Here is a 21,794-nt window from a genome sequence, read left to right on the forward strand (position 1 = left end):
CCTCAGGTGCATGGACCGTGGAGCGTCAGTTTCGGCTCAGGATTGGCTCAAGACGGGCTCGGGGTGGCGCGATTGCGGCGGGCCCAGTACTGGGCCTCGGCCATCATCGCCTCGAGACCGGGCGCACCGAGGCTCTGCACGCTCGTGCCGATCTGGCAGCCGACCTGCAGGGGGAGGTCGTCCGGTCGTTCGTCCAGTCCCGTGCGCACCGCATTGGCGACCCGGTCGATCGGTCGGCGAGCGCGGGCGGTCGTGAGCACCACGAACCGGCCACCGCCGAGGTGTCCGAGGAGCGCGAACGGCGGCACCTTGGACCTGACGACCCGTCCCACGTGCACGATCGCGCGGTCGCGGACGCCCGGGCCGTAGGCCTCGGCCAGGTCGTCGAGATCCTCGATCTCGATCCAGACCAGACCGACCGGCTGGCCCGTCATGGCCGATCGCTCGATGCGGTCGGCCGCGTCGCGCCGGAACGCCCCGGTCCCCGGGACGTCGAAGTCGGCGAGCATGCCACGAGAGTCGTCGCCCCACCACGTCGAGCGCGCGTCCTCGGCGCGCAGGGCGGTGATGCACAGCGCCGCGACGCCGAAGGCGGTCGTGGTGCCGATCGCGATCACGACGTCGACCGGTCCGTTCCAGCTGATCGCGCCGCCGACGATCAGCATCGAGGTCGCCACGATCGCGACCGTCACGAGCAGCATGACCGCCTGGAGCACCCGCGCCGACGGACGCTCTGCGGCGGGGGCTCGGAGCGAGTCGAGCGCGGTGGCGAGCGCGAAGGCGGCCGAGAACACGACCGAGAGTGCGAGCGGCACGGAATCGGTGTCGACGACCGGATCGAGGACGACGGAGGCGACCGTGACCGCGGCAGCGCCCATCGCCAACGAGACCTGGGGGGAACGGCCCAGCTGCTGCAGTCGCAGACCGGATCGGAGCAGACCGAACGCCAGCGTGATCCCGCCGGCCGCCACGGCGCCCAGGATCTCCTGGGTCCCGTCACCCGGCAACGAGGCGGTCAGGACGCCGGTGCCCGTGACGGCGACGTAGGCGACCGAGATGAGGCGCCCGGCCTTGGTGTCGTACTGCAGGACCGTCGTGAGCAGGAAGTAGGTCGTGATCGCGGCGATCACGATCGAGCTCGTGAACTGAGCGGTCGTGGCGTCGGGGGTCACCGGCTCACTCCCGTCTCGCGCGGCAGCACCAGGATCGCGGTGGTGCCGCCGCTGTCGGCGCTCTCGAGGCGGATCGTGCCGCCGTGCCGCTCGGCGATCTCGCGGGAGATCGCCAGGCCCAGCCCGGTGCCGGTCACGCTCGAGACGACCGCGTCCGCCGTGCGGTGGTACGGCTGGAAGACCTCCTCGTGGTCGCGCTCGCTCATCCCGTGTCCCGTGTCGGTGATCGCGAGGGTGACCTGGTCGGCGCTGCCCACGAGCTCGATCGAGACCGACCCGCCCTCGACGTTGTACTTGATCGCGTTGGTCAGGAGATTGTCGACGACCTGGCGCAGCCGGAAGGCGTCGCCGGTCACGATCTGCGCGTCGGGCGCGTCGAGGGTCAGGGCGATGACACGGTCGGCCGCCAGCGGTTGGAGGGCCGTGGCCGACTCCGTGACGATCTCGGTGAGGTCGACCCGGGCGAGCGACATCGGCACTGCCGAGTGGGGCGTCCGACCCCGGGTGGCGAGCAGGTCGTTGACCAGGGTGAGCAGCCGCGTGGTGTTGCGCTCGGCGACCGCGAGGTGGTCCACGGCCTCATCGGGCAGGCCCGGGCAGTCGGCGGCCAGCTCGATGTAGCCGAGGATCGAGCTGAGCGGCGTCCGGAACTCGTGGGACACCGAGCTGAGCGCCTGGTCACGAGCGGCCTCGGCTTCGATGGACTCGCCGACGTCCCGGAACACCACGACCAGACGGTCGACCGTGCCGTCGGCGTCGAGCACCAGGCGGGCACTGACCTCCACCGCGACGCGGGTCCCGTCGGGGTGGCCGACCCAGTACGTCTCGGCGTCGACCGCGCCGCCGCTCAGGCCCCGCAGGTGCGGCAGCTCGTCGCCGACCACGGGCGTCACCCCGTCGAGGTGGTACAGCGGCAGGGCCTGGGGGCTCGTGGAGAGTGGGAGCCCCAGGTGGCGCATCATGGCACGGGCGGCCCGGTTGCTGCCCCGGTAGGTGCCAGCGGGATCGAGCGAGACCACGCCGAAGGGCACCGCGTCCATCACGGCGTTGAGCACGCCCTCGTCGCGGCGCGCCTGGCGGTAGGCATGGGCCGACCGCCGGGCCTGGGTCGCCAGGAGGCGTCGCTGAGCCGCCTCGCGGGCGCTCGACATCGCCACGACACCTCCGACGACGACGACCGAGACGTTGAGACTGGCCGTCGCGGCGACCGACGGGGTGCCGACCTGGCCCGGGTTGAACCCCAGCGCCTGCAGGACGAGAGGAGCCCAGGCCGTCAGGGTCGCCCCCACGATCCCGATGACCGCGCCGGCCCGGCCCGCGTTCAGGGCGAGCCACGCGACGGGCAGCACGACCAGGAAGCCGAATCCGCTGGAGGGGGTGGCCGATCGGAGCTGGTTCAGCGCGAACAGGTCGATGAGCGGGATCGCGATGGCGACGGCGCGCGACCCGGGGCGCTCCCACGGCGCAGCGCCGACGAGCACGGTCACGAGCACCAGGATGGTCAGCCCGAACGCCAGACGCCGGTCGGCGGTGGGCAGACCGGCGGCGAACGTCAGGACCGTCACGATGACGGCGGCGATCAGCAGCGCGGTCTGGGTCGCGAAAAGTCGGGCCGGTGAGACCGGTACCCGGACGGCGTCCGCTCCCAACGGCATGCGCGCAGTCTACGGCCGGCGGGGTCGACTCCGGACGCCTCGTCAGGATTTCCGGGCGGGGTGGTCGCTGCGCTAGGATCGCCAGGTTGCCTCGGCGAGGGTCGGCGTGTCCGACCGTGATCGACAGGGCGCTCGACCTGAGTGCTGTGTCGCGCGCCGCTGGCCCGCCCGAACCCCGCATTCGTTCCAATCGAGGAGAAGTTCCCGTGGCTGAGATCACGATCGCCGCCGAGGCCCGCACCGAGTTCGGCAAGGGCGCCGCCCGCCGCATCCGCCGGGCCGACAAGGTTCCCGCCGTCCTGTACGGCCACGGGACCGACGCCCTGCACGTGACCCTGCCGGGCCACTCGCTGATGCTGGCGCTGAAGAACTCCAACGCGCTGCTCACGATCGAGCTGGGCCAGGACAAGCACCTCGCCATCCCGAAGCAGGTGCAGCGTGACCCGCTCAAGGGCTTCCTCGAGCACGTCGACCTGCTGATCGTCAAGCGTGGCGAGAAGGTCACCGTCGACGTCCCGCTGAACGTCACCGGCGAGGCCGTGCCCGGTTCGCTGATCGGTGTCGAGAACACGGCGGTCGCCATCGAGGTCGACGCCACCGCGATCCCGAACGAGATCGAGGTCAGCATCGAAGGTGTCGAGATCGGCGAGCAGCTGCTCGCGAAGGACCTGCAGCTCCCCTCGGGTTCGACCCTTGCGGTCGACGAGGACCTGCTCATCATCAACGTCACCGCGGCGCCCACCGCGGCCGAGGTCGACGCGGAGCTCGCCGAGGCCGAGGCCGAGGTCGGCATCGAGCACGACGAGGCCGACGGCGACGCCGGCGAGTCGGGCGATGCCGAGGCCGGGGACGCCGAGTCGGAGTGACCTGGCTGATCGCCGGGCTCGGCAACCCGGGCCCGGCGTACGCCTCCACCCGGCACAACGTCGGGTACCTCGTGACCGACGTCCTCGCCGCCCGCATGGGCGGAAAGTGGTCGTCGCACCGCAAGAGCCGCACCGACGTCGTCGAGGGCAGGCTCGCGGGCGAGCGTGTCGTGCTCGGTCGCTCCCGGTCGTACATGAACGAGTCGGGCGGACCGCTGAAGGCGCTGGGTGGATTCTTCGACGTCGTGCCGGAGCAGTACGTCGTGATCCACGACGAGCTCGACATCGACTTCGGCCGCCTGCGGGTCAAGCTGGGTGGCGGCGACAACGGGCACAACGGTCTGAAGTCGCTGCGGAGCTCGCTCGGCACGGGTGACTTCCACCGAGTCCGGGTCGGCATCGGTCGACCGCCCGGTCAGCAGACCGTGCACGACTTCGTGCTGAAGTCGTGGTCGCCCGTCGAGCGCAAGGAGCTCGACGTCAACGTCGAGGAGGCGGCCGACGCGGTCGAGTCGCTCATCACCCGCGGACTCGTGGAGACGCAAAGTGCCTTCAACCGCTGAGCCCGGTCCCGGTCGCCACCTCCCTGGCGTGGGTCGATGAGCGCGCCGCTGCTCCGGCGGCTGGCCGACCGCGTCGCGGGGCTTCCGGGCCTGACGAACGCGCTGCGCGACAGCGCCGACGGCGTGCAGTCCCAGTCGGTGCGGGGCCCCGCTGCCCTGCGCCCGTTCGTGGCGCACGCCCTCGCGGGGCGCGCGGGGCCGGTCCTGGTCGTCACGGCCACGGCTCGGGAGGCCGACGACGCGGCGGCGGTGCTGGCCGAGACGCTCGGGTCCGAGGCGGTCGCCACCTTCCCGGCGTGGGAGACGCTGCCGCACGAGCGCCTCTCGCCGCGCTCCGACACGGTCGGCCGTCGCCTCGCGACGTTGCGCCGACTCGTGCACCCGGAGTCCAGTGCGGGGGGCACGCCGCTGCGCGCCGTGGTGGCGCCGGTGCGATCGATCCTGCAGCCGCACGTCCGTGGCCTGGCCGATCTCACGCCCGTCGAGCTGTCGGTCGGTGACGACTACGAGCTCGACGCCCTCGTGCGCGATCTCGCGGGTGCCGCCTACTCCCGGGTCGATCTCGTCGAGCGGCGGGGCGAGTTCGCGGTGCGCGGCGGCATCGTCGACGTCTTCCCGCCCACGGCCGATCATCCGGTGCGCATCGAGTTCTGGGGCGACACCGTCGAGGAGATCCGGCAGTTCTCGGTGGCCGACCAGCGCTCCCTCGAGCCGGTCTCGCGGGTGTGGGCGCCGCCGTGCCGTGAGCTCCTGCTCACCGACGACGTCAGGGCGCGAGCCAAGGCCCTGGCCGAGGGACACCCGTCCCTGGTCGAGATGCTGACCAAGATCGCCGAGGGCCATGCGGTCGAGGGCATGGAGTCCTTCACCCCGGTCCTGGTCGACGAGATGGAGCTCTTGGTCGACCTCCTGCCGGAGCACGCCTCGGTCCTGCTGTGCGATCCGGAGCGCGTCCGCGCCCGGGCGCACGACCTCGTCGCCACGAGCGAGGAGTTCCTCCAGGCGTCGTGGGCCGCAGCGGCCACGGGCGCCGAGGCGCCGATCGACCTCACGTCGGCGGCCTTCCACACGCTCGACCAGGTGGCCGAGCACACCGTGTCGCTCGGGCACCTCTGGTGGGGCATCACGCCGTTCGGCCTCGACGCCGAGACGACGGCTGGTGGTGAGTGGGACCTGGAGGTCGAGGAGGCGCCCGAGCTGCGCGGCGACCTCGACGGTGCGGCCACCGTGATCCGCAACTGGCGCACCGAGGGGCTCGAGGTCGTGCTCGTCGTCCCCGGACAGGGCCAGGTGCAGCGCACGCTCGAGTGGCTCGCCGAGGTCGACCTGGCGGGCACCGAGATCAGGGCCGTTCAGGGCGAGGGCCAGGGCGCCGACGACCCGGAGCCCGCCGACGGAGTCGTGCGCGTGCTGTGCGCCGAGCTGCCGCACGGATTCGTCGCGCGTCCGCTCGGCCTGGCCGTCCTGACCCACGACGACCTCGTGGGCCAGCGCGCGGCCGAGAAGCAGTCGAGGTCGATGCCGGCTCGGCGCCGCAAGCAGGTCGACCCGCTCGAGCTCACGCCCGGCGACCCCGTCGTGCACGAGCAGCACGGCGTCGGCCGGTACGTCGAGCTCGTCAATCGCGTCGTGCAAGGCGCCGCGCGCGAGTACCTCGTGATCGAGTACGCGCCGGGCAAGCGTGGCCAACCGGGCGACCGGCTGTTCGTGCCGATGGACCAGCTCGACCAGGTCAGCCGCTACGTCGGTGGCGAGAACCCCACGCTCGACAAGATGGGCGGGGCCGACTGGACCCAGCGCAAGGCCAAGGCCCGCAAGGCCGTCCGCCAGATCGCCGGCGAGCTCATCAAGCTGTATGCGGCGCGTCAGTCCACCCAGGGCTACGCCTTCGGTCCCGACACTCCGTGGCAGCGCGAGCTCGAGGACTCCTTCGCCCACGTCGAGACCCCCGACCAGCTCGTCACGATCGAGGACGTCAAGCGCGACATGGAGCGCACCGTCCCGATGGACCGCCTGGTGTGCGGCGACGTCGGCTACGGCAAGACCGAGATCGCGGTGCGCGCCGCGTTCAAGGCGATCCAGGACGGCAAGCAGGTCATCCTGCTCGTGCCCACGACCCTGCTCGTCCAGCAGCACCACGCGACCTTCGCCGAACGGTTCGGACAGTTCCCCGTCACGATCCGCCCGCTCTCGCGCTTCCAGTCCGAGAAGGAGTCGAAGGAGACGATGGAGGGGCTCGCCGACGGCACGATCGACATGGTCATCGGCACCCACCGCCTCCTGCAGCCGGGCGTGCACATCAAGGACCTCGGACTCGTCATCGTCGACGAGGAGCAGCGCTTCGGCGTCGAGCACAAGGAGGCGCTCAAGCACCTGCGCGCCGCCGTCGACGTGCTCTCGATGTCCGCGACGCCGATCCCGCGCACGCTCGAGATGGCGATCACCGGCATCCGCGAGATGTCCACGATCGCGACCCCGCCGGAGGAGCGGCACCCCGTGCTGAGCTTCGTCGGGGCGTACGAGGATCGCCAGGTCGTGGCGGCGATCCGGCGTGAGCTGCTGCGCGAGGGGCAGGCGTTCTACATCCACAACCGGGTGCAGAGCATCGACAAGGCGGTGGCCCGGCTGCAGGAGCTCGTGCCGGAGGTCCGGGTCGCCGGCGCCCACGGCCAGATGAGCGAGTCCGAGCTCGAGCGGGTCATGGTCGACTTCTGGGAGAAGCGCTACGACGTGCTGGTGTGCACCACGATCGTCGAGTCGGGCCTGGACGTCTCCAACGCGAACACCATGATCATCGAGCGGGCCGACGTCCTGGGCCTGTCGCAGCTGCACCAGCTGCGCGGCCGGGTCGGGCGCGGCAGCGAGCGCGCCTACGCCTACTTCCTGTACCCGCCCGACAAGCCGCTCACCGAGACCGCCCACGACCGGCTCGCCACGATCGCCCAGCACTCCGAGCTCGGTGGCGGCATGGCCGTGGCGATGAAGGACCTCGAGATCCGCGGTGCAGGCAACCTCCTCGGCGGCGAGCAGTCCGGCCACATCGCCGACGTCGGGTTCGACCTGTACGTGCGTCTCGTCGGCGAGGCCGTCGCGGAGTTCCGCGGCGAGACCGAGCCGCAGCGCAAGGACGTCAAGATCGAGCTGCCGATCGAGGCGCACCTGCCGACCGACTACGTGCCGAGCGAGCGGCTCCGGCTCGAGGTCTACAAGCGCCTCTCGGCCGTCGCCGACCTCGCCGAGATCGACGAGCTGCGTGCCGAGCTGGTCGACCGCTACGGCGAGCCGCCGGCCGAGACCGAGACGCTGCTCGAGGTCGCGCGGCTGCGGGTCGCGGTGTCTGCCGCCGGTGTCGAGGAGATCACGAGCGCCGGACCCAACGTCCGGTTCGGCGGCATCAAGCTGGCCGACTCGGCCCAGATGCGGATGCGTCGCATCTATCCCAAGAGCCTCTACAAGCCCACAACCGACACCTTGCTCGTGCCGCGACCGCGGGAGGCCCAGGTCGGTGGCAAGCCGCTGGCCGGGCGCGACCTGCTGGAGTGGACGCGCACCGTGATCGACACCCTCGCCGCCTGAGCCGCCCCCGCTCCAGGCCGGGCGGTGAGGACAGGTGGAGAATGGGTGCATGAGCGACGAGCCACGCAGGACGGGCGAGGCGCTCCTGGAGCTCGTCGAGGTCATGGACCGGCTGCGCCGGGAGTGCGCCTGGACCGCCGAGCAGACGCACGAGACCCTCGCGCGCTACGTGCTGGAGGAGACCCACGAGGTGCTGGAGGCGCTCGACGCCGGCGATCCCGCACAGCTGCGCGACGAGCTGGGCGATCTGTTGATGCAGGTCGTGTTCCACGCGCGCATCGGGGCCGAGCGCGCCGGTGCCGACCGCTTCGACGTCGACGACGTCGCCCGGGGCATCACGGAGAAGCTGCGCCGGCGCAACCCGCACGTGTTCGGTGACGGCACCGCCCGGACCCCCGCGGAGATCGACGCGGCGTGGCAGGCGGTCAAGGCGCAGGAGAAGCGCGAACGGGGAGGCCGAGTCTCCGTCCACGACGGCATCCCGTCCTCGCTGCCGGCCCTGGCCTACGCCGACAAGGTCCTCAAGCGCCTGGGGGAGCCGGCCGTGGCCGATGCCGTCGACGATGCCGGCGACATCGGCGCCCGCCTGCTCGCGCTCGTGGCCGAGGCGCGCGCCGCGGGCGTCGACGCCGAGGAGTCGCTGCGCCGCACCGTCCGTAGCCTCCCCGACGCGCCGGCCTGACCGTCGTACCGACGAGCCTCTCCGGTCCGGGGCGCCCGTGGCTCTAGGCTGGACCCCGCACGTGACCCCCTTTCTCTGAGGAGACCCATGGCCAGCATCGAAGCCGTCGGAGCACGCGAGATCCTCGACTCGCGCGGCAACCCCACCGTGGAGGTCGAGGTCGCGCTCGACGACGGCAGCATCGGCCGTGCGGCGGTGCCGTCGGGCGCCTCGACCGGCCAGTTCGAGGCGGTCGAGCTGCGCGACGGCGGCGACCGCTACCTCGGCAAGGGCGTCCTCAAGGCGGTCGAGGGCGTCAACGGCGAGCTCGGCAGCGCCATCGTGGGCTTCGACGCCGACGACCAGCGGGCGATCGACAACGCGATGAGCGACATCGACGGCACCCCGAACAAGGCCACCTACGGCGCCAACGCGATCCTCGGCATCTCGCTGGCCACGGCGCACGCGGCGGCCGACTCGGCCGGCCTGCCCCTGTTCCGCTACATCGGTGGCCCGAACGCCCACGTGCTGCCCGTGCCGATGATGAACATCCTCAACGGTGGAGCCCACGCCGACTCCAACGTCGACATCCAGGAGTTCATGATCGCGCCGATCGGCGCCCCGACCTTCGCCGAGGCTCTGCGCCAGGGCACCGAGGTCTACCACGCGCTGAAGGGCGTCCTGAAGGCCGAGGGCCTCTCCACCGGGCTCGGCGACGAGGGCGGCTTCGCCCCGAACCTGTCGTCGAACCGCGCGGCGCTCGATCTCATCGCCCAGGCGGTCGAGAAGGCCGGCCTGAAGCTCGGCACCGACATCGCGCTGGCCCTCGACGTCGCCGCCACCGAGTTCCACTCCGGCGGTGCCTACACCTTCGAGGGTCAGTCCCGGACCGCCCAGGAGATGACCGACTACTACTCCGAGCTGGTCGGGGCCTACCCGATCGTCTCGATCGAGGATCCGCTCGACGAGGAGGACTGGGCCGGCTGGACCACGATCACCGCCGAGCTGGGCGACCAGGTCCAGCTCGTCGGCGACGACTTGTTCGTCACCAACGTCGAGCGCCTCGCCCGAGGCATCGCGGAGGGTGCCGCCAACTCGATGCTCGTCAAGGTCAACCAGATCGGCTCGCTCAGCGAGACGCTCGACGCCGTCGACCTCGCGCACCGCGCCGGTTTCACCAACATGATGAGCCACCGTTCCGGCGAGACCGAGGACACCACGATCGCCGACCTGGCCGTGGCCACGAACTGCGGCCAGATCAAGACCGGTGCCCCCGCGCGCTCGGACCGTGTCGCCAAGTACAACCAGCTCCTGCGCATCGAGGAGCTGCTGGGCTCGGCCGCGGTGTACGCCGGCGCCTCGTCGTTCCCGCGTCTGTCGGTCTGAGTCGATGGCGGGACCGCGCGGATCCACGGGACCGGGCCGGGGGAGGACCTCCGGCCCGGCCTCGCGGGCGCGCGGTGCCGCCGGCCGCCCCACCCGGCCGTCCCGCTCGACGACCTCGTCGTCGGCCACACGCCGTCCGGGGCAGCGTGCCCCCCGCCTGTCCGACGGTGCCGGTGGCTCGCGATTCACCACCCGGGCGATGGTGCTGCTCGCCGTCATGGTCCTGCTGATCGCGTCGTACACCGCCTCCTTGCACACCTGGTGGCAGCAGCAGCAGGAGATCCGCGCGACCGAGGCGAAGATCGAGGCCCAGAAGACCGCGATCGCCGAGCTCGAGGACGACGCCGCGCGCTGGGAGGACCCCGCCTACATCGAGCAGCAGGCTCGCGCCCGGTTCGGGTGGGTGCTGCCCGGGGAGGTCGGCTACCGCGTCGTCGACGCCGACGGTCAGGTCGAGGGCGACGTGCCGCAGCTGGCCGAGCCGCCCCGCGAGACGGCACCGGGCTGGTCCGAGAAGCTCTGGGACAGCACCAAGGTGGCCGGCCAGGAGCCGGTGAAGCCCACGGCGCCCCCGGAGGACCCGAACGAGCCCCTGCAGCCGGAGAGCCAGTGACCAGTCAGTTCACCCGTCCCGCGGGCGTGGTGCCGCCGACCGAGGTCGATCTCCGTGCGGTCCGCGACCAGCTCGGGCGGCCCGCCCGTGGCGTCGTGACGATCGCGTCGCGCTGCCCGTCCGGCCATCCGAACGTGGTCATGACCGAGCCCCGTCTGCCGGACGGCACTCCGTTTCCCACGCTGTACTACCTCACGTGTCCCCGGTTGGCCGGGGCGATCGGCACGCTCGAGGCCGCCGGGGTCATGGCCGACATGAGCCAGCGTCTCCGCCAGGACGAGGAGCTGGCCGCGGCCTACCAGCGCGCGCACGAGGCCTACCTCACCGAGCGCGAGGCCATCGGGCACGTGCCCGAGATCGACGGCATCTCGGCCGGCGGCATGCCGACCCGGGTCAAGTGCCTGCACGTGCTCGTGGGCCACGCGCTCGCGAAGGGGCCTGGCGTGAACCCGCTCGGCGACGAGGCCGTCGTGATGCTCGGCGACTACTGGGGCAGCTCGAGCTGCGCGCCCGAAGGCGCCGGGGAGCCGGTCGCAGACTGATCTCGGTGGTCGAGTGGGCTCGAGGGACGAGAGCCCGTATCGAGACCGGTCCAGGTCCTCTGGGCCGGGTCGCGGGCTGGTTCCGGTGGTCGAGTGGGCTCGAGGGACGAGAGCCCGTATCGAGACCGCTCCAGGTCCTCGGAGCCGTGGCCACCCGCGGGGGTGACCTCACGACCCGACCTCCCGCAACTAGGGTGGACGCCATGAGACGCGTCGCGGCGATCGATTGCGGGACCAACTCGATCAGGCTCCTGGTCACCGATCTGGGACCGGACGGCACGGCCCACGACGTCGTCCGCGACATGCGTGTGGTCCGGCTGGGGGAGGGCGTCGACCGCACGGGTCGGCTCGATCCTGCCGCGATCGAGCGCACCGTCACCGCGACGCGCGAGTACGCCCTGACGATCGGCGAAATGGGGGTCGACGTGGTCCGGTTCTGCGCCACCTCGGCCGCCCGTGACGCCGAGAACGCGGGCGAGTTCCGGGCTGCGATCCACGCCGTGCTGGGGCAGGACCCGGAGATCCTCACGGGTGACGCCGAGGCCCGCGCCTCGTTCCTTGGCGCGACCTCGGAGCTCGGCCCCGACGACGCGGTCGTGGTCGACATCGGGGGAGGCTCGACCGAGCTCGTGCGTGGTGTGCACGGCGAGATCGGCTCGGCCGTCTCGCTCGACATCGGGTCGGTCCGGCTGACCGAGCGGTTCCTCGCCAGCGACCCGCCGTCGATCACCGAGATCACCGACCTCGTCGACCACCTCGACGCACTGCTCGCCCCGGCGGTCGCCGGCTGGGAGCCGGTCGAGCGGTTCATCGGTGTCGCGGGCACCGTCACGACGGTCGCGGCCCATGCGCTGCAGCTCTCGTCCTACGACAGCGAGCGCATCCACGGAGCGCGTCTGCCGGTCGACCAGGTGCGCGAGGCCTGTCTCTCGCTCGTGCAGATGCCGGTCGTCGATCGCCGCCACCTGCCCTTCATGCACCCGGGACGCGCCGACGTCATCGGCGCCGGGGCCCTGATCCTCGACCGCCTGCTCGAGCTCGCCCCGCTCGCGACCGATGAGGTCCTCGTGAGCGAGCGCGACATTCTCGACGGCATCGCCCGGAGTGCGGCCGAGGCGTCGCCCGCGTCGTGACGGCCGTGGCCTTGACTAGGCTGACGCCGCTCCCGTAGCCCAATCGGCAGAGGCAGACGGCTTAAACCCGTCCCAGTGTGGGTTCGAGCCCCACCGGGAGCACGTCACGTCGGGCTCAGCCGACGCGCACCGCCGTGAGGTCGTGGATCTCCCGGCCGGCGGCGATGCCCTTGGCCTCGAACCGGGTCAGCACGCGGCCGCCCCACCGTTCGCTCGGGCCGCCCTCGAAGTCGGGGGAGCCGGCCACGACGTCGGCCATCTGCGCGGCGTACTCGGCCCAGTCGGTGGCCAGGCGCCACACGCCGCCCGGCTTGAGCACCCGCGCCGCCAGCGCCGCGAACTCCGGGGTCACGAGCCGGCGCTTGTGGTGCTTCTTCTTGTGCCACGGATCGGGGAAGTTGACCCAGAGCTCGTCCACGCTGGCCTCGGGGATCATCGTGGTGAGCGCCTCGGCGGCGTTGACGACCGCGAGCCGGACGTTGGTGAGCTCGCCGTGCCGCACGCCGATCAGCGTCTGCGCGACGCCGGGCACGTAGACCTCGAGCCCGAGGAAGTCGGTCTCGGGCGACTCGCCGGCGGCGTGCAGGATGACCTCGCCGCGACCGCTGCCGATCTCCACCACGAGCCGGCCGGCCCGGCCGAACTCCGCCGCGGCGTCGAACCGGTGGGCCGGGTGCACCGACGTCGAGGGGCCGTCCTGCGGGACGTCGAGCACGACCCGATCGGCGAGCAGGTCCCAGGCCTTCTGCTGGCGCGGGTTCAGGCGGCCACCGCGCCGGGTGAACGAGACCGGCTCGGTCCGGAAGCGCCGCTCGGCAGGATCTGGACGGGTGTCGGCCGAATCGGACATGGTGCGCACCTTATCCAGCACGTCACGATGGGCCGATGAAGGCCACGACATGACGAGCGACGCGATCGAGCCCGACGAGAAGGACTGGACCTGGGTCCTGCGCGAGCCGTGCCCGGAGTGCGGGTTCGTCGCCGCCGCCGCGGACCCGGCGGGCGCCGGCTCCGCGATCGGTGCGCACGTCGAGCGGTGGCAGCGGGTGCTCGTGCGTCCCGACGCGGCACGGCGGTCGCGCCCCGATCGCTGGTCCGACCTCGAGTACGCGTGCCACGTCCGCGACGTCTTCGCGGTCTTCACGGGACGGATCGACCAGATGATGGCCGAGGACCCGGCGCACTTCGCCAACTGGGACCAGGACGCCGCAGCCCACGACGGCGACTACGCCCACGCCGACCCGGCGCGCGTCGCCGGAGACCTGGCGGTCGAGGGCGACCGCTTGAGCGGGGCGTTGGCTCGGGTGGGCGACGGCGACTGGCAGCGCCGCGCCGTGCGCTCCAACGGCTCGACGTTCACGACCGCGACGCTCGTGCAGTACCTGCTGCACGACCTCGAGCACCACCTGGTGGACGTCGGCGCCTGAGCGATCGGAACGGGCGCCAGGACGCCCGGATCAGTTGCGCACAGCAACGGCACAGGCGGGAGCAAAACGTCGGTATCGTGCGTTGTATAGGGTGAACCCATCAGGCTCGATGATGCGAGCCGACCTCCCGGAGGGAATCATGCACAGCTCGAACCCCGTCTTCTCCCGCAACGAGAGCTTCAACGGCCGCTCGTCGTCGGTCCAGACCGACCCGTCGCAGTGGACCATCGACACCGGCGCCCAGCCCGGCTACGCACCGCCGACCGCTGCGTCGAGCGATCGCATGACGATCGACTCGGTCGTCGAGAAGACGGCCGTCACGCTCGGCATCGTCATCGCGGCCGCCGCCGTCGCGTGGGTCGTGATCGGTCAGATCTTCGTCGGCGAGAACTCGATCGGCCAGCAGGTCGTCGACCAGTCGGCCGTCAACACCGCCTACGGATTCGCGATCGGCGGCGCGCTCGTCGGCTTCGCCCTGGCGATGGTCAACTCCTTCAAGAAGGTCATCAGCCCGGCCCTGGTCATCGGCTACGCGGTCGCCGAGGGTGTCTTCGTCGGAGCGTTCTCGAAGATCGTCGCGACCTTCGTCGGCGACACGAGCATCGTCTTCCAGGCGATCGTCGGCACGTTCGTCGCCTTCGGTGCGACCCTCGCGGCCTACAAGTTCTTCAACATCCAGGTCACCGACAAGTTCCGCAAGGTCGTCACGATCGCGATCTTCGCCTTCGCCGGTGCCACGATCGTCAACCTGCTGCTGTCGCTCACCGGCGTCGTCGACAACGGCGGCATCCGTGGCTTCAACACCCTCGGCCTGGTCGTCTCGGCCTTCGCCGTCGTGCTCGCGGTGCTGATGCTCGTGCTCGACTTCGACTACATCGAGAAGGGCGTGCAGGCCGGTCTGCCCCGTCGTGAGTCGTGGCGCGCGGCCTTCGGCCTGACGGTCACGCTGGTGTGGCTCTACATCGAGATCCTGCGCATCCTGGCGATCCTGCGCGGCGACAACTGACGCAGTCCTGACAGAACGCCCCCGACCGGTACTCCGGTCGGGGGCGTTCTGCGTGCCGCGTGGATGCAGCTGGTCAGCGCAGGCGCCGCAGGACGCCGGCCCAACGACCGGCTCGGCGCACCTCGGTGCCCGACCGCTGCGAGGCCTCCTCTGCGGCCTCGGTGACCGGCATCATCTCCTCGGCGTCGCCCGTGCGCGCCTCGAGCGGCTCGCTGCGCCGCTCGTGGATCGCGTCGGCGAGCGAGGGCAGCAGAGCGCCGACCATGCTCGCGTAGCCCGACGCCGACGGGTGGAACCGGTCGTCACCGAAGAAAAGCTCGTGGTACTCCGAGAACATCGGGGCCAGGAGCGAGCCGAGGGAGACCGTCCGTGCCCCCGCCTCGATCGCGCCCACGGTCTGCTTGCGCGCCATGCGCCGGCTCTGGAGGCGCGCGATGCTGCGCAGGGGCTGCATCAGCGGCTTGACCGTGCCGAGGTCGGGGCACGTGCCGAGCACGACATCGGTGCCGGCGGCCACGAGCCTGCTGATGGCGACCTGGAGCTCGTCGACCGCGTGGGTCATCGACTTCAGGTGGGTCACGTCGTTGGCGCCGATCACGATGACCGCGACGTCGGCGCCGAAGCCGAGGCCGCGGTCGACCTGCTCGGCCAGGTCGCTGCTCTCGGCGCCCACGACGGCGACGCTGCGGACCTCGACCGGGCCCTGCACCATCTGGGCAAGCCCCCAGCCCAGGAGCGCCGGGGGCGTGGTCATCTGCGTCTGCATGCCGTAGCCGACCGCGGCCGAGTCGCCCAGCACCAGCAGGCGCACGGTCTCGCCGGGAAGGTTGTCGCCGTAGAGCCCGTCGGGTGACGGCGGGCGGGCGTCGGTGACGCCGATGAGCCGCCGCGCCAGCACCGTCTCGCCGAACAGGAAGCCCACCGACGCGCCGACGGCACCGGCGGTCCCGAGGGCAGTGGTGGTGGCCACCCGTCGACTGACACGCATGGGGCCAGCCTAGTGACCGGGCCCGTTCGGGGCCTGTCGGCGCCATGACCGATGATGGGTGACATGCCTGACACCGTGCCGAACCTGCGTGACCTGCACGGCATCCCGGTCGAGGGCGGCGTCGTGGCGCCAGGTCGCCTGCTCCGCAGTGCCGCACCCGCTGTCGGTGACCTCGCCCCCGTGGGAGTGCCCTGGCCGCCCACAGCCGTCGTCGACCTTCGCTCGGCCAGCGAGATCGAGCCGGAGCATCCGTTGGCCGACCACGCCGCGATCCATCGACTTCCGCTCCTGGGAGCGCTGCGGCCGGGGGCGGCGCGACCGAGCGACCTGACGGGCCTGTACCGCGTGGTCGTGGAGTCGGCCGGCCCGATGCTCGTCGACGTCGTGCGTGCGGTGGCCACCTCGCCCGGCCCGGCCCTCGTGCACTGCGCGGCGGGCAAGGACCGCACGGGCATCTCGGTCGCCCTGGCGCTGCTGCTGGCCGGCGCCGACGTCGACGACGTCGTCGACGACTACCTGGAGACCGGACGCCACCGCGAGGCGATCGACGCTCGGCTCACCGCCATCGCGGGCCACGACCACCGGCAGACGCTCCCGGCGGCCTTTTTCGAGACCAAGGCGGAGGCCGTGCTCTCGGTCGTCGAGGTCTGGAGCGCGCACGACGGCGGGGTCCACGGGTGGTTCCAGGCGGCCGGCGGCACCGTCGACGACGTCGAACGGCTCCGCGGTCACCTGCGCGGTGACACGATGGGTGCATGAGCGGGACGCTGCGGCTGGACGACTCCGGCGCCGAGACCTTGGAACCGCGCGAGGTGCCGCTGGGCGGTCTGCGCGGCATCACCGTGCACCGCACCCTGCCGCACCGGTCGCGCCCCACGATCGGCGCCTGGTGCTTTGCCGACCACTTCGGCCCCACCGACGCTCGCATGCGCGTGCTGCCGCACCCGCACACGGGCCTGCAGACTGTCACCTGGCCCATGGCCGGACGCATCCGCCATCGCGACAACCTCGGGTCCGACGTCATGCTGCGGCCCGGTGAGCTGAACCTCATGACGTCGGGCGATGCCGTGTCGCACTCCGAGATCAGCGACGCCGACGACCCCACTCCCATGTCGGGGGTCCAGCTGTGGGTCGCCCTGCCCGACTCGCGGCGCCTCGGGCCCGCCGACTTCGAGCACGTCCCCGACCTGCCAAGGGTCGAGGGGCGGGGCTGGGACGGCCTCCTCGTGGTCGGCGACTTCGCGGGGGAGTCCTCGCGCGCGAAGGTCCACACGCCGCTCGTGGGCGTGCAGATCTCGCTGCACGATCCCGATGTCGTGCTCGATCTCGACCCGTCGTTCGAGTACGGCGTCCTGGCGCTCGACGGTCCGGTCGACGTCGACGGCATCGCGGTCGCCCACCGGGCCCTGCGCTACCTCGAGCCCGGCAGCCGGGTGCACCTCGACGGCCCCGGTCGCACGGTGCTGCTGCTCGGGGGCGAGCCGTTCACGGAGAAGCTCGTGATGTGGTGGAACTTCATCGCCCGCGACCACGACGAGATCGTCCAGGCTCGAGACGACTGGATGTCGCAGCCCGTCGGCGGTCGGTTCGGTCGCGTCGAGGGTCACGCCGACGACTTCATCCCGGCGCCCGAGCTCCCGAACGTCCGCCTCCGCCCCCGCGTCCGCCTCAAGTCCTGAGGGGCCGGGCCGCCGATGGTTACCCCTCACGGGGCATGTTCCCTCCTCGCTGGCGCCTCACGGGGTGGGTTCCGTCCGCCACGCGTGGATCCACGGGCCGAGCGGAGGCGAGGCAAGGTGCCCGGGCGCAGCCCGGCAGCGGTGAGGAACGAACCGCTGAAGCGGTGAGGAACGAGTCGCGCACCGCTCGACATACAGTCATGCATTGAGATACCGTCGGTATCGCAATGATGTGACGTGGAGCACCGAGGAGCACCCATGGGCTGGATCAACGGCAAGGTCGCGGTCGTGACGGGCGCGGGCTCAGGCATCGGCCGGGCCCTGGCGCTGGAGCTGACCAGACGGGGCGCGACCGTGGCGATCAGCGACGTCGACGTCGCCGGGCTCGAGGCCACTGCCGAGCAGGTCCGCCAGCTCGGCGGCACCGTCCGGTCGGACGTCATCGACGTGTCTCAGCGCGAGGTCGTCGAGCACTACGCCGACGAGGTGGTCGCCGACCTCGGACGGGTCAACCTCGTGATCAACAACGCGGGCATCGCCTACTTCGGCAACGTCACGGAGATGCCCTACAAGCACCTCGAGCGCGTCATGGACGTCGACTTCTGGGGCGTGGTCAACGGCACCAAGGCATTCCTGCCGCACCTCGAGGCCTCGGGCGACGGTCACGTCGTCAACATCTCGAGCGTGTTCGGCCTCTTCGGCGTGCCGTCCCAGAGCGCCTACAACGCGGCGAAGTTCGCGGTCCGCGGCTTCACCGAGGCGCTCGCCATGGAGATGAAGATGGCGAACAAGCCCGTGTCGGTCACGTGCGTCCATCCCGGTGGCATCAAGACCAACATCGTCCGCAACGCGACCTCGGTCGACGAGCGCGCCGACGAGAAGAGTGCGATGAGTGCCCACTTCGACAAGGTGCTGGCCCGCACGACGCCCGCGAAGGCGGCCACGGTGATCCTCGACGGGGTCGAGAAGAAGAAGGTGCGTGTGCTGATCGGCGCCGACGCCAAGGTCATCGACGCCTTCGTCCGCGCCGCCGGTCCCCGGTACCAAGGGGTCGTGCGCTGGGCGTCAGGCAAGTCCGGGCTCTGACATGCACAACGACTGGGGCGGGCAGTCCTTCACGCATCCCCCGGGCCGTCTGCCGATCGTGGGCGATGGCCGGTCGGTCGATCCCTCCCGTCCCCTGAAGAGCATGGTCGGTCACGCCGAGAAGCTCGGCGAGCCGATCTTCGAGATCCAGGTCTTCGACCAGAAGTTCGTCTTCGTCGCGAGCGCCGAGCTCGCGGCCGAGCTGTGCGACGAGCAGCGGTTCGTCAAGGTGCTGCCGCCCGCCGTCGACGCCTTGCGGGAGTTCGCGGGCGACGGGCTGTTCACGGCCCACTCCCACGAGCACAATTGGCGCCTCGCCCACGACCTGCTCCGGCCCGCGTTCACCCGGACGGCGATGCAGTCCTACCACCCGGTCATGGTCGAGACGCTCGACGAGCTCTTCGCCTACTGGGAGCGACTCGACGGTCCGGTCGACGTCGCGCGCGACATGACCAAGCTGACCCTCGAGACGCTGGCGCGGGCCGCGCTGAGCCGCGACTTCTCCTCCTTCGACGGCATCGACCCGCATCCCTTCGTGGCCGCGATGATCCTGGCCCTCAAGAGCGGGCAGCGCATCGCGACGCTGCGCACCGCGCCGGGTGGTCGCCTGGCCGTGCGGCGCATTCGCAAGCGGACCCAGGCCTCGCAGGACTACGTCGACGAGCTGCTCGACGACATCATCGCGACGCGCCGCGCGCAGCCGCCCTCGGAGCACGACCTGCTCGGCATCATGCTCAGTGCTCGCCACCCCGAGACCGGCGAGCAGCTCGACGACACCAACATCCGCCACCAGATCCTCACGTTCCTGGTGGCCGGTCACGAGACCACCTCGGGGGCACTGTCGTTCGCGCTGTACTACCTCTCGCGCGACCCCGAGATCCTCGCCCGGGCCCATGCCGAGGCCGATGCCGTGCTCGGCCCCGACCGCGACACGGTGCCGACCTTCGAGCAGGTGCCGCAGTTCCGCTACCTGCGCCGCGTGCTCGACGAGTCGCTGCGGCTGTGGCCCACGGCGCCCGGCTTCGGCCGGGGCCCGCGCGAGACCACGACGCTGTCGACCGGTCACGTCATGCGACCGCAGGACTGGGCCATCGTGCTGCTGCCCGCGGTGCACCGCGACCCCGCCGTGTGGGGTGACGACGCCGAGCGCTTCGACCCCGACCGGTTCCTGCCCGAGAACTCCCGCGGCCGGCTGCCCCACAGCTACAAGCCGTGGGGCACGGGGGAGCGGTCGTGCATCGGACGCCAGTTCGCCCAGCAGGAGGCGATCCTCGTGCTGGCCCGGCTGCTGCACCGCTACGAGATCACGGGCGACCCCGACTACGAGCTCGACATCGCCGAGCGGCTCACGATCGTGCCGAAGGGATTCGAGCTCCGGCTGACCCCGCGCACGCCGCAGCGGGTCGCGCCGGATCGGCCGCACGGCGATCCGGAGTCGGACGGCTCAGAGCCGCCAAGCGCCACGTGCCCTCACGCGTCGGCTCACGCGGACGGTCTCGACGCCCAGGCCTGAGCGGCGGTCGTCCACAGGCGACGTCGGCGTGGCTGGTCCGCGTGGGCGGGCGGCGCTTGGCTGTGGTCTTGACCGAGGAGGCGACCTACCATGAGCGTCATGGCGACCGAGGTGTCCACCGGCTTGCCGCGGGGTCGTGCGCTGACGCGCGAGGACCTGGCGGAGATGCCCGATGACGGGCACCGTTACGAGCTGCTCGATGGGGTGCTCATCGTGAGCCCGGCGCCGTCGACTCGGCATCAGCGTGCGCTTCGGAACCTGTTCCGCGTGATCGATGCGGCGTGCCCGGAGTCGCTCGAGGTGTTGTTCGCCCCACTTGACGTCGTGCTCGCCGACGACACCGTGATGCAGCCCGACCTCGTGGTGGCGCGGGTCGAGGACCTCACCGAGCGTGAGCCCTGTCGGCCTGACTCCGGCCGTGACTCCTAGCCGGAGAATCCGCCCCGCTCGGTTTCGGTCGCGGGCTTCGTGACCGTGCCGCCGGCGTAGCCATGCGGCCCCGACGCTGTGCGCCCAGATGCGCACTTCCTCCGGTCAGGAAACGCACATCTGAGCGCACATCTGGGTCGGACGTGCGCGAGCCCCGGCAGTCGCGTGGCTGCCGGGGCTCGCCGCGGGCTCAGGCCTGCTCGACCTCGGCGGCTGCGGGGCCCTCGTTGATCGCGATGCGCGTGGGCTCGGTGCCCGCGTAGACCCCCGCGACGCGGACGTGCAGCACGCCCTTGTCGTAGTGGGCGCTGACGGCGTCGGCGCCGACGTGGCCCGGGAGACCGAACGATCGGCGGAAGCTGCCGTACCGGACCTCGCGGACCGAGCGACCCGTGGACTCCTCCGCCCGGTCGTCCTTGCGCTCGCCCGCGATGACGAGTCGGTTGTTGGTGACCTCGACCGAGACGTCCTCGGCGACGTCGACACCGGGCAGGTCGAGCCGGACCACGACGTCGTCGCCCTCACGGACGGTCTCGGCGGTGGGTGTGAACGCCAGGGACTCGCCGGACGGGACGGTCTGGCCGCCGAACGTGGAACGCACGAGCGAGTCGAACTCGGCGAAGAACGGGTCGCGGCCGCGGAAGCGGGTGATGGTGCTCATGTGGAACCTCCGATGAGTAGTGGCCGACCACCGTGGTCGGTACCAGTCACAACTTGAGTCTTACTGACTCAATTCCCTTGAGCAAGATGTGTTCACCATCAGCGAACGAGTCCGCGCCGACAGCAGCGCCCCGCCCTCCGGTGCGGAGGACGGGGCGGGGGTCGCCGAGGCCGTGATCAGGCGTAGCTGACGCCTGTCGCGTGCAGCGGACAGTAGCCGTGCGGGTTCCGCACGAGGTACTGCTGGTGGTAGTCCTCGGCGTAGTAGTACTCCGCGAGCGGCTTGATCTCGGTCGTGATCGTGCCGTAGCCGCTGGCCGTCATCTTCTGCTGGTAGTGATCGCGCGACGCCTCGGCCTTGGCCTGCTGCTCGGGCGTCGTGGTCAGCAGGACCGAGCGGTACTGCGAGCCGCGGTCGTTGCCCTGCCGCATGCCCTGGGTCGGGTCGTGGTTCTCCCAGAAGGTCGCGAGCAGGTCGTCGTAGGACAGCACGTTCGGGTCGAAGACGATCCGCACGACCTCGGCGTGACCCGTGCGGCCGGTGCAGACCTCCTCGTACGTCGGGTTCGGGGTGTACCCGCCGGCGTAGCCCACCGTCGTGGACCAGACGCCCGGCAGCTGCCAGAACGTCTGCTCCTCGCCCCAGAAGCAGCCGAGTCCGACCACGGCGACCTCGAAGCCCTCCGGCCCGTCGGTCTCGAGCGGGTTGCCGGTGACGAGGTGCCGGTCGCCGACGAGGTGGGTGCGGGAGGCGCGGCCGGGCAGAGCGTCCTCGCGGGCGGGCATCTCGGTCTTGCGGGTTCCGAAGATCATGGGGTCCATCCTTCCGTCTCGACACC

21 protein-coding genes and 1 tRNA gene are annotated in these 21,794 nt (G+C 71.3%); 16 read left to right on the forward strand and 6 right to left on the reverse strand.

Going from position 1 to position 21,794, the window contains the following annotated elements; genetic code table 11:
- Window positions 1-47 precede the first annotated feature (47 nt).
- Window positions 48-1,172 (reverse strand): diguanylate cyclase, encoded by a 1,125-nt coding sequence (locus tag KAG51_RS00210; protein ID WP_290579411.1) that lies wholly within the window; start codon window positions 1,170-1,172, stop codon window positions 48-50.
- Complete coding sequence (locus KAG51_RS00215; RefSeq protein ID WP_290579413.1) at window positions 1,169-2,827, reverse strand: PAS domain-containing sensor histidine kinase; 1,659 nt, start codon at window positions 2,825-2,827, stop codon at window positions 1,169-1,171. The genes KAG51_RS00210 and KAG51_RS00215 overlap by 4 nt, the downstream gene beginning before the upstream one ends.
- A gap of 206 nt (window positions 2,828-3,033) precedes the next feature.
- On the opposite strand from KAG51_RS00215, the gene KAG51_RS00220 reads away from it, so the two are divergent.
- The 9 genes from KAG51_RS00220 (at window position 3,034) to KAG51_RS00260 (ending at window position 12,269) form a co-directional block, all read left to right on the forward strand.
- Entirely contained in the window at window positions 3,034-3,693 is a 660-nt protein-coding gene (locus KAG51_RS00220; RefSeq protein WP_290579415.1) for a 50S ribosomal protein L25/general stress protein Ctc, read from the forward strand.
- Window positions 3,690-4,256: an aminoacyl-tRNA hydrolase gene (gene pth / locus KAG51_RS00225; RefSeq protein ID WP_290579417.1), complete on the forward strand. Its 567-nt coding sequence runs from the start codon at window positions 3,690-3,692 to the stop codon at window positions 4,254-4,256. The genes KAG51_RS00220 and pth overlap by 4 nt, the downstream gene beginning before the upstream one ends.
- Window positions 4,257-4,292: 36 nt before the next feature.
- On the forward strand, window positions 4,293-7,832 hold the full coding sequence (mfd, locus tag KAG51_RS00230; protein WP_290579419.1) for a transcription-repair coupling factor: 3,540 nt from the start codon (window positions 4,293-4,295) through the stop codon (window positions 7,830-7,832).
- Between the two features lie 49 nt (window positions 7,833-7,881).
- Window positions 7,882-8,514 (forward strand): MazG family protein, encoded by a 633-nt coding sequence (locus KAG51_RS00235; RefSeq protein WP_290579421.1) that lies wholly within the window; start codon window positions 7,882-7,884, stop codon window positions 8,512-8,514.
- 87 nt (window positions 8,515-8,601) lie between these two features.
- The gene (gene eno, locus KAG51_RS00240) at window positions 8,602-9,879 is read left to right on the forward strand and encodes a phosphopyruvate hydratase (protein ID WP_290579423.1); all 1,278 of its coding nucleotides are present in this window, start codon (window positions 8,602-8,604) and stop codon (window positions 9,877-9,879) included.
- A gap of 199 nt (window positions 9,880-10,078) precedes the next feature.
- Window positions 10,079-10,492, forward strand: coding sequence for a septum formation initiator family protein (locus KAG51_RS00245; protein ID WP_290579425.1), 414 nt, complete (start codon window positions 10,079-10,081; stop codon window positions 10,490-10,492).
- Between the two features lie 26 nt (window positions 10,493-10,518).
- The gene (locus KAG51_RS00250; RefSeq protein WP_290579701.1) at window positions 10,519-11,034 is read left to right on the forward strand and encodes a DUF501 domain-containing protein; all 516 of its coding nucleotides are present in this window, start codon (window positions 10,519-10,521) and stop codon (window positions 11,032-11,034) included.
- Window positions 11,035-11,237: 203 nt separating this feature from the next.
- The gene (locus KAG51_RS00255) at window positions 11,238-12,167 is read left to right on the forward strand and encodes a Ppx/GppA phosphatase family protein (protein ID WP_290579427.1); all 930 of its coding nucleotides are present in this window, start codon (window positions 11,238-11,240) and stop codon (window positions 12,165-12,167) included.
- A gap of 28 nt (window positions 12,168-12,195) precedes the next feature.
- A tRNA-Leu gene (locus KAG51_RS00260) sits at window positions 12,196-12,269 on the forward strand.
- 13 nt (window positions 12,270-12,282) lie between these two features.
- Here the strand turns inward: KAG51_RS00260 and trmB are convergent.
- A complete protein-coding gene (trmB, locus tag KAG51_RS00265) occupies window positions 12,283-13,017 on the reverse strand; it encodes a tRNA (guanosine(46)-N7)-methyltransferase TrmB (RefSeq protein ID WP_290579429.1) in 735 nt (244 codons plus the stop codon).
- Window positions 13,018-13,066: 49 nt separating this feature from the next.
- On the opposite strand from trmB, the gene KAG51_RS00270 reads away from it, so the two are divergent.
- Both KAG51_RS00270 and KAG51_RS00275 read left to right on the forward strand, forming a co-directional pair.
- Entirely contained in the window at window positions 13,067-13,594 is a 528-nt protein-coding gene (locus KAG51_RS00270; RefSeq protein ID WP_290579431.1) for a DinB family protein, read from the forward strand.
- A gap of 139 nt (window positions 13,595-13,733) precedes the next feature.
- Window positions 13,734-14,600 carry a Bax inhibitor-1/YccA family protein gene (locus KAG51_RS00275; RefSeq protein WP_290579433.1) on the forward strand — a complete coding sequence of 289 codons (867 nt, stop codon included), beginning with the start codon at window positions 13,734-13,736 and terminating at the stop codon, window positions 14,598-14,600.
- A gap of 73 nt (window positions 14,601-14,673) precedes the next feature.
- On the opposite strand, the gene KAG51_RS00280 is transcribed toward KAG51_RS00275, so the two are convergent.
- Window positions 14,674-15,588, reverse strand: coding sequence for an SGNH/GDSL hydrolase family protein (locus KAG51_RS00280; RefSeq protein WP_290579435.1), 915 nt, complete (start codon window positions 15,586-15,588; stop codon window positions 14,674-14,676).
- Between the two features lie 63 nt (window positions 15,589-15,651).
- Here KAG51_RS00280 and KAG51_RS00285 point away from each other — a divergent pair, with 63 nt between their 5' ends.
- The 5 genes from KAG51_RS00285 (at window position 15,652) to KAG51_RS00305 (ending at window position 20,295) form a co-directional block, all read left to right on the forward strand.
- Entirely contained in the window at window positions 15,652-16,347 is a 696-nt protein-coding gene (locus KAG51_RS00285; RefSeq protein WP_290579437.1) for a tyrosine-protein phosphatase, read from the forward strand.
- Window positions 16,344-17,267 (forward strand): pirin family protein, encoded by a 924-nt coding sequence (locus KAG51_RS00290; protein WP_290579439.1) that lies wholly within the window; start codon window positions 16,344-16,346, stop codon window positions 17,265-17,267. Before KAG51_RS00285 ends, KAG51_RS00290 begins: the two co-directional genes overlap by 4 nt.
- A 258-nt stretch (window positions 17,268-17,525) precedes the next feature.
- Window positions 17,526-18,353, forward strand: coding sequence for an SDR family NAD(P)-dependent oxidoreductase (locus KAG51_RS00295; protein ID WP_290579441.1), 828 nt, complete (start codon window positions 17,526-17,528; stop codon window positions 18,351-18,353).
- Between the two features lies 1 nt (window position 18,354).
- The gene (locus tag KAG51_RS00300; RefSeq protein WP_290579443.1) at window positions 18,355-19,866 is read left to right on the forward strand and encodes a cytochrome P450; all 1,512 of its coding nucleotides are present in this window, start codon (window positions 18,355-18,357) and stop codon (window positions 19,864-19,866) included.
- Between the two features lie 99 nt (window positions 19,867-19,965).
- Window positions 19,966-20,295, forward strand: coding sequence for a Uma2 family endonuclease (locus tag KAG51_RS00305; RefSeq protein ID WP_290579445.1), 330 nt, complete (start codon window positions 19,966-19,968; stop codon window positions 20,293-20,295).
- 190 nt (window positions 20,296-20,485) lie between these two features.
- Here the strand turns inward: KAG51_RS00305 and KAG51_RS00310 are convergent, their stop codons facing one another.
- Window positions 20,486-20,956 carry an Hsp20/alpha crystallin family protein gene (locus KAG51_RS00310; RefSeq protein ID WP_290579447.1) on the reverse strand — a complete coding sequence of 157 codons (471 nt, stop codon included), beginning with the start codon at window positions 20,954-20,956 and terminating at the stop codon, window positions 20,486-20,488.
- 176 nt (window positions 20,957-21,132) lie between these two features.
- Entirely contained in the window at window positions 21,133-21,768 is a 636-nt protein-coding gene (gene msrA, locus KAG51_RS00315; protein ID WP_290579449.1) for a peptide-methionine (S)-S-oxide reductase MsrA, read from the reverse strand.
- Window positions 21,769-21,794: the final 26 nt, after the last annotated feature.

It is taken from the genome of Aeromicrobium sp. (assembly GCF_023146395.1).
Classification (GTDB): domain Bacteria; phylum Actinomycetota; class Actinomycetes; order Propionibacteriales; family Nocardioidaceae; genus Aeromicrobium.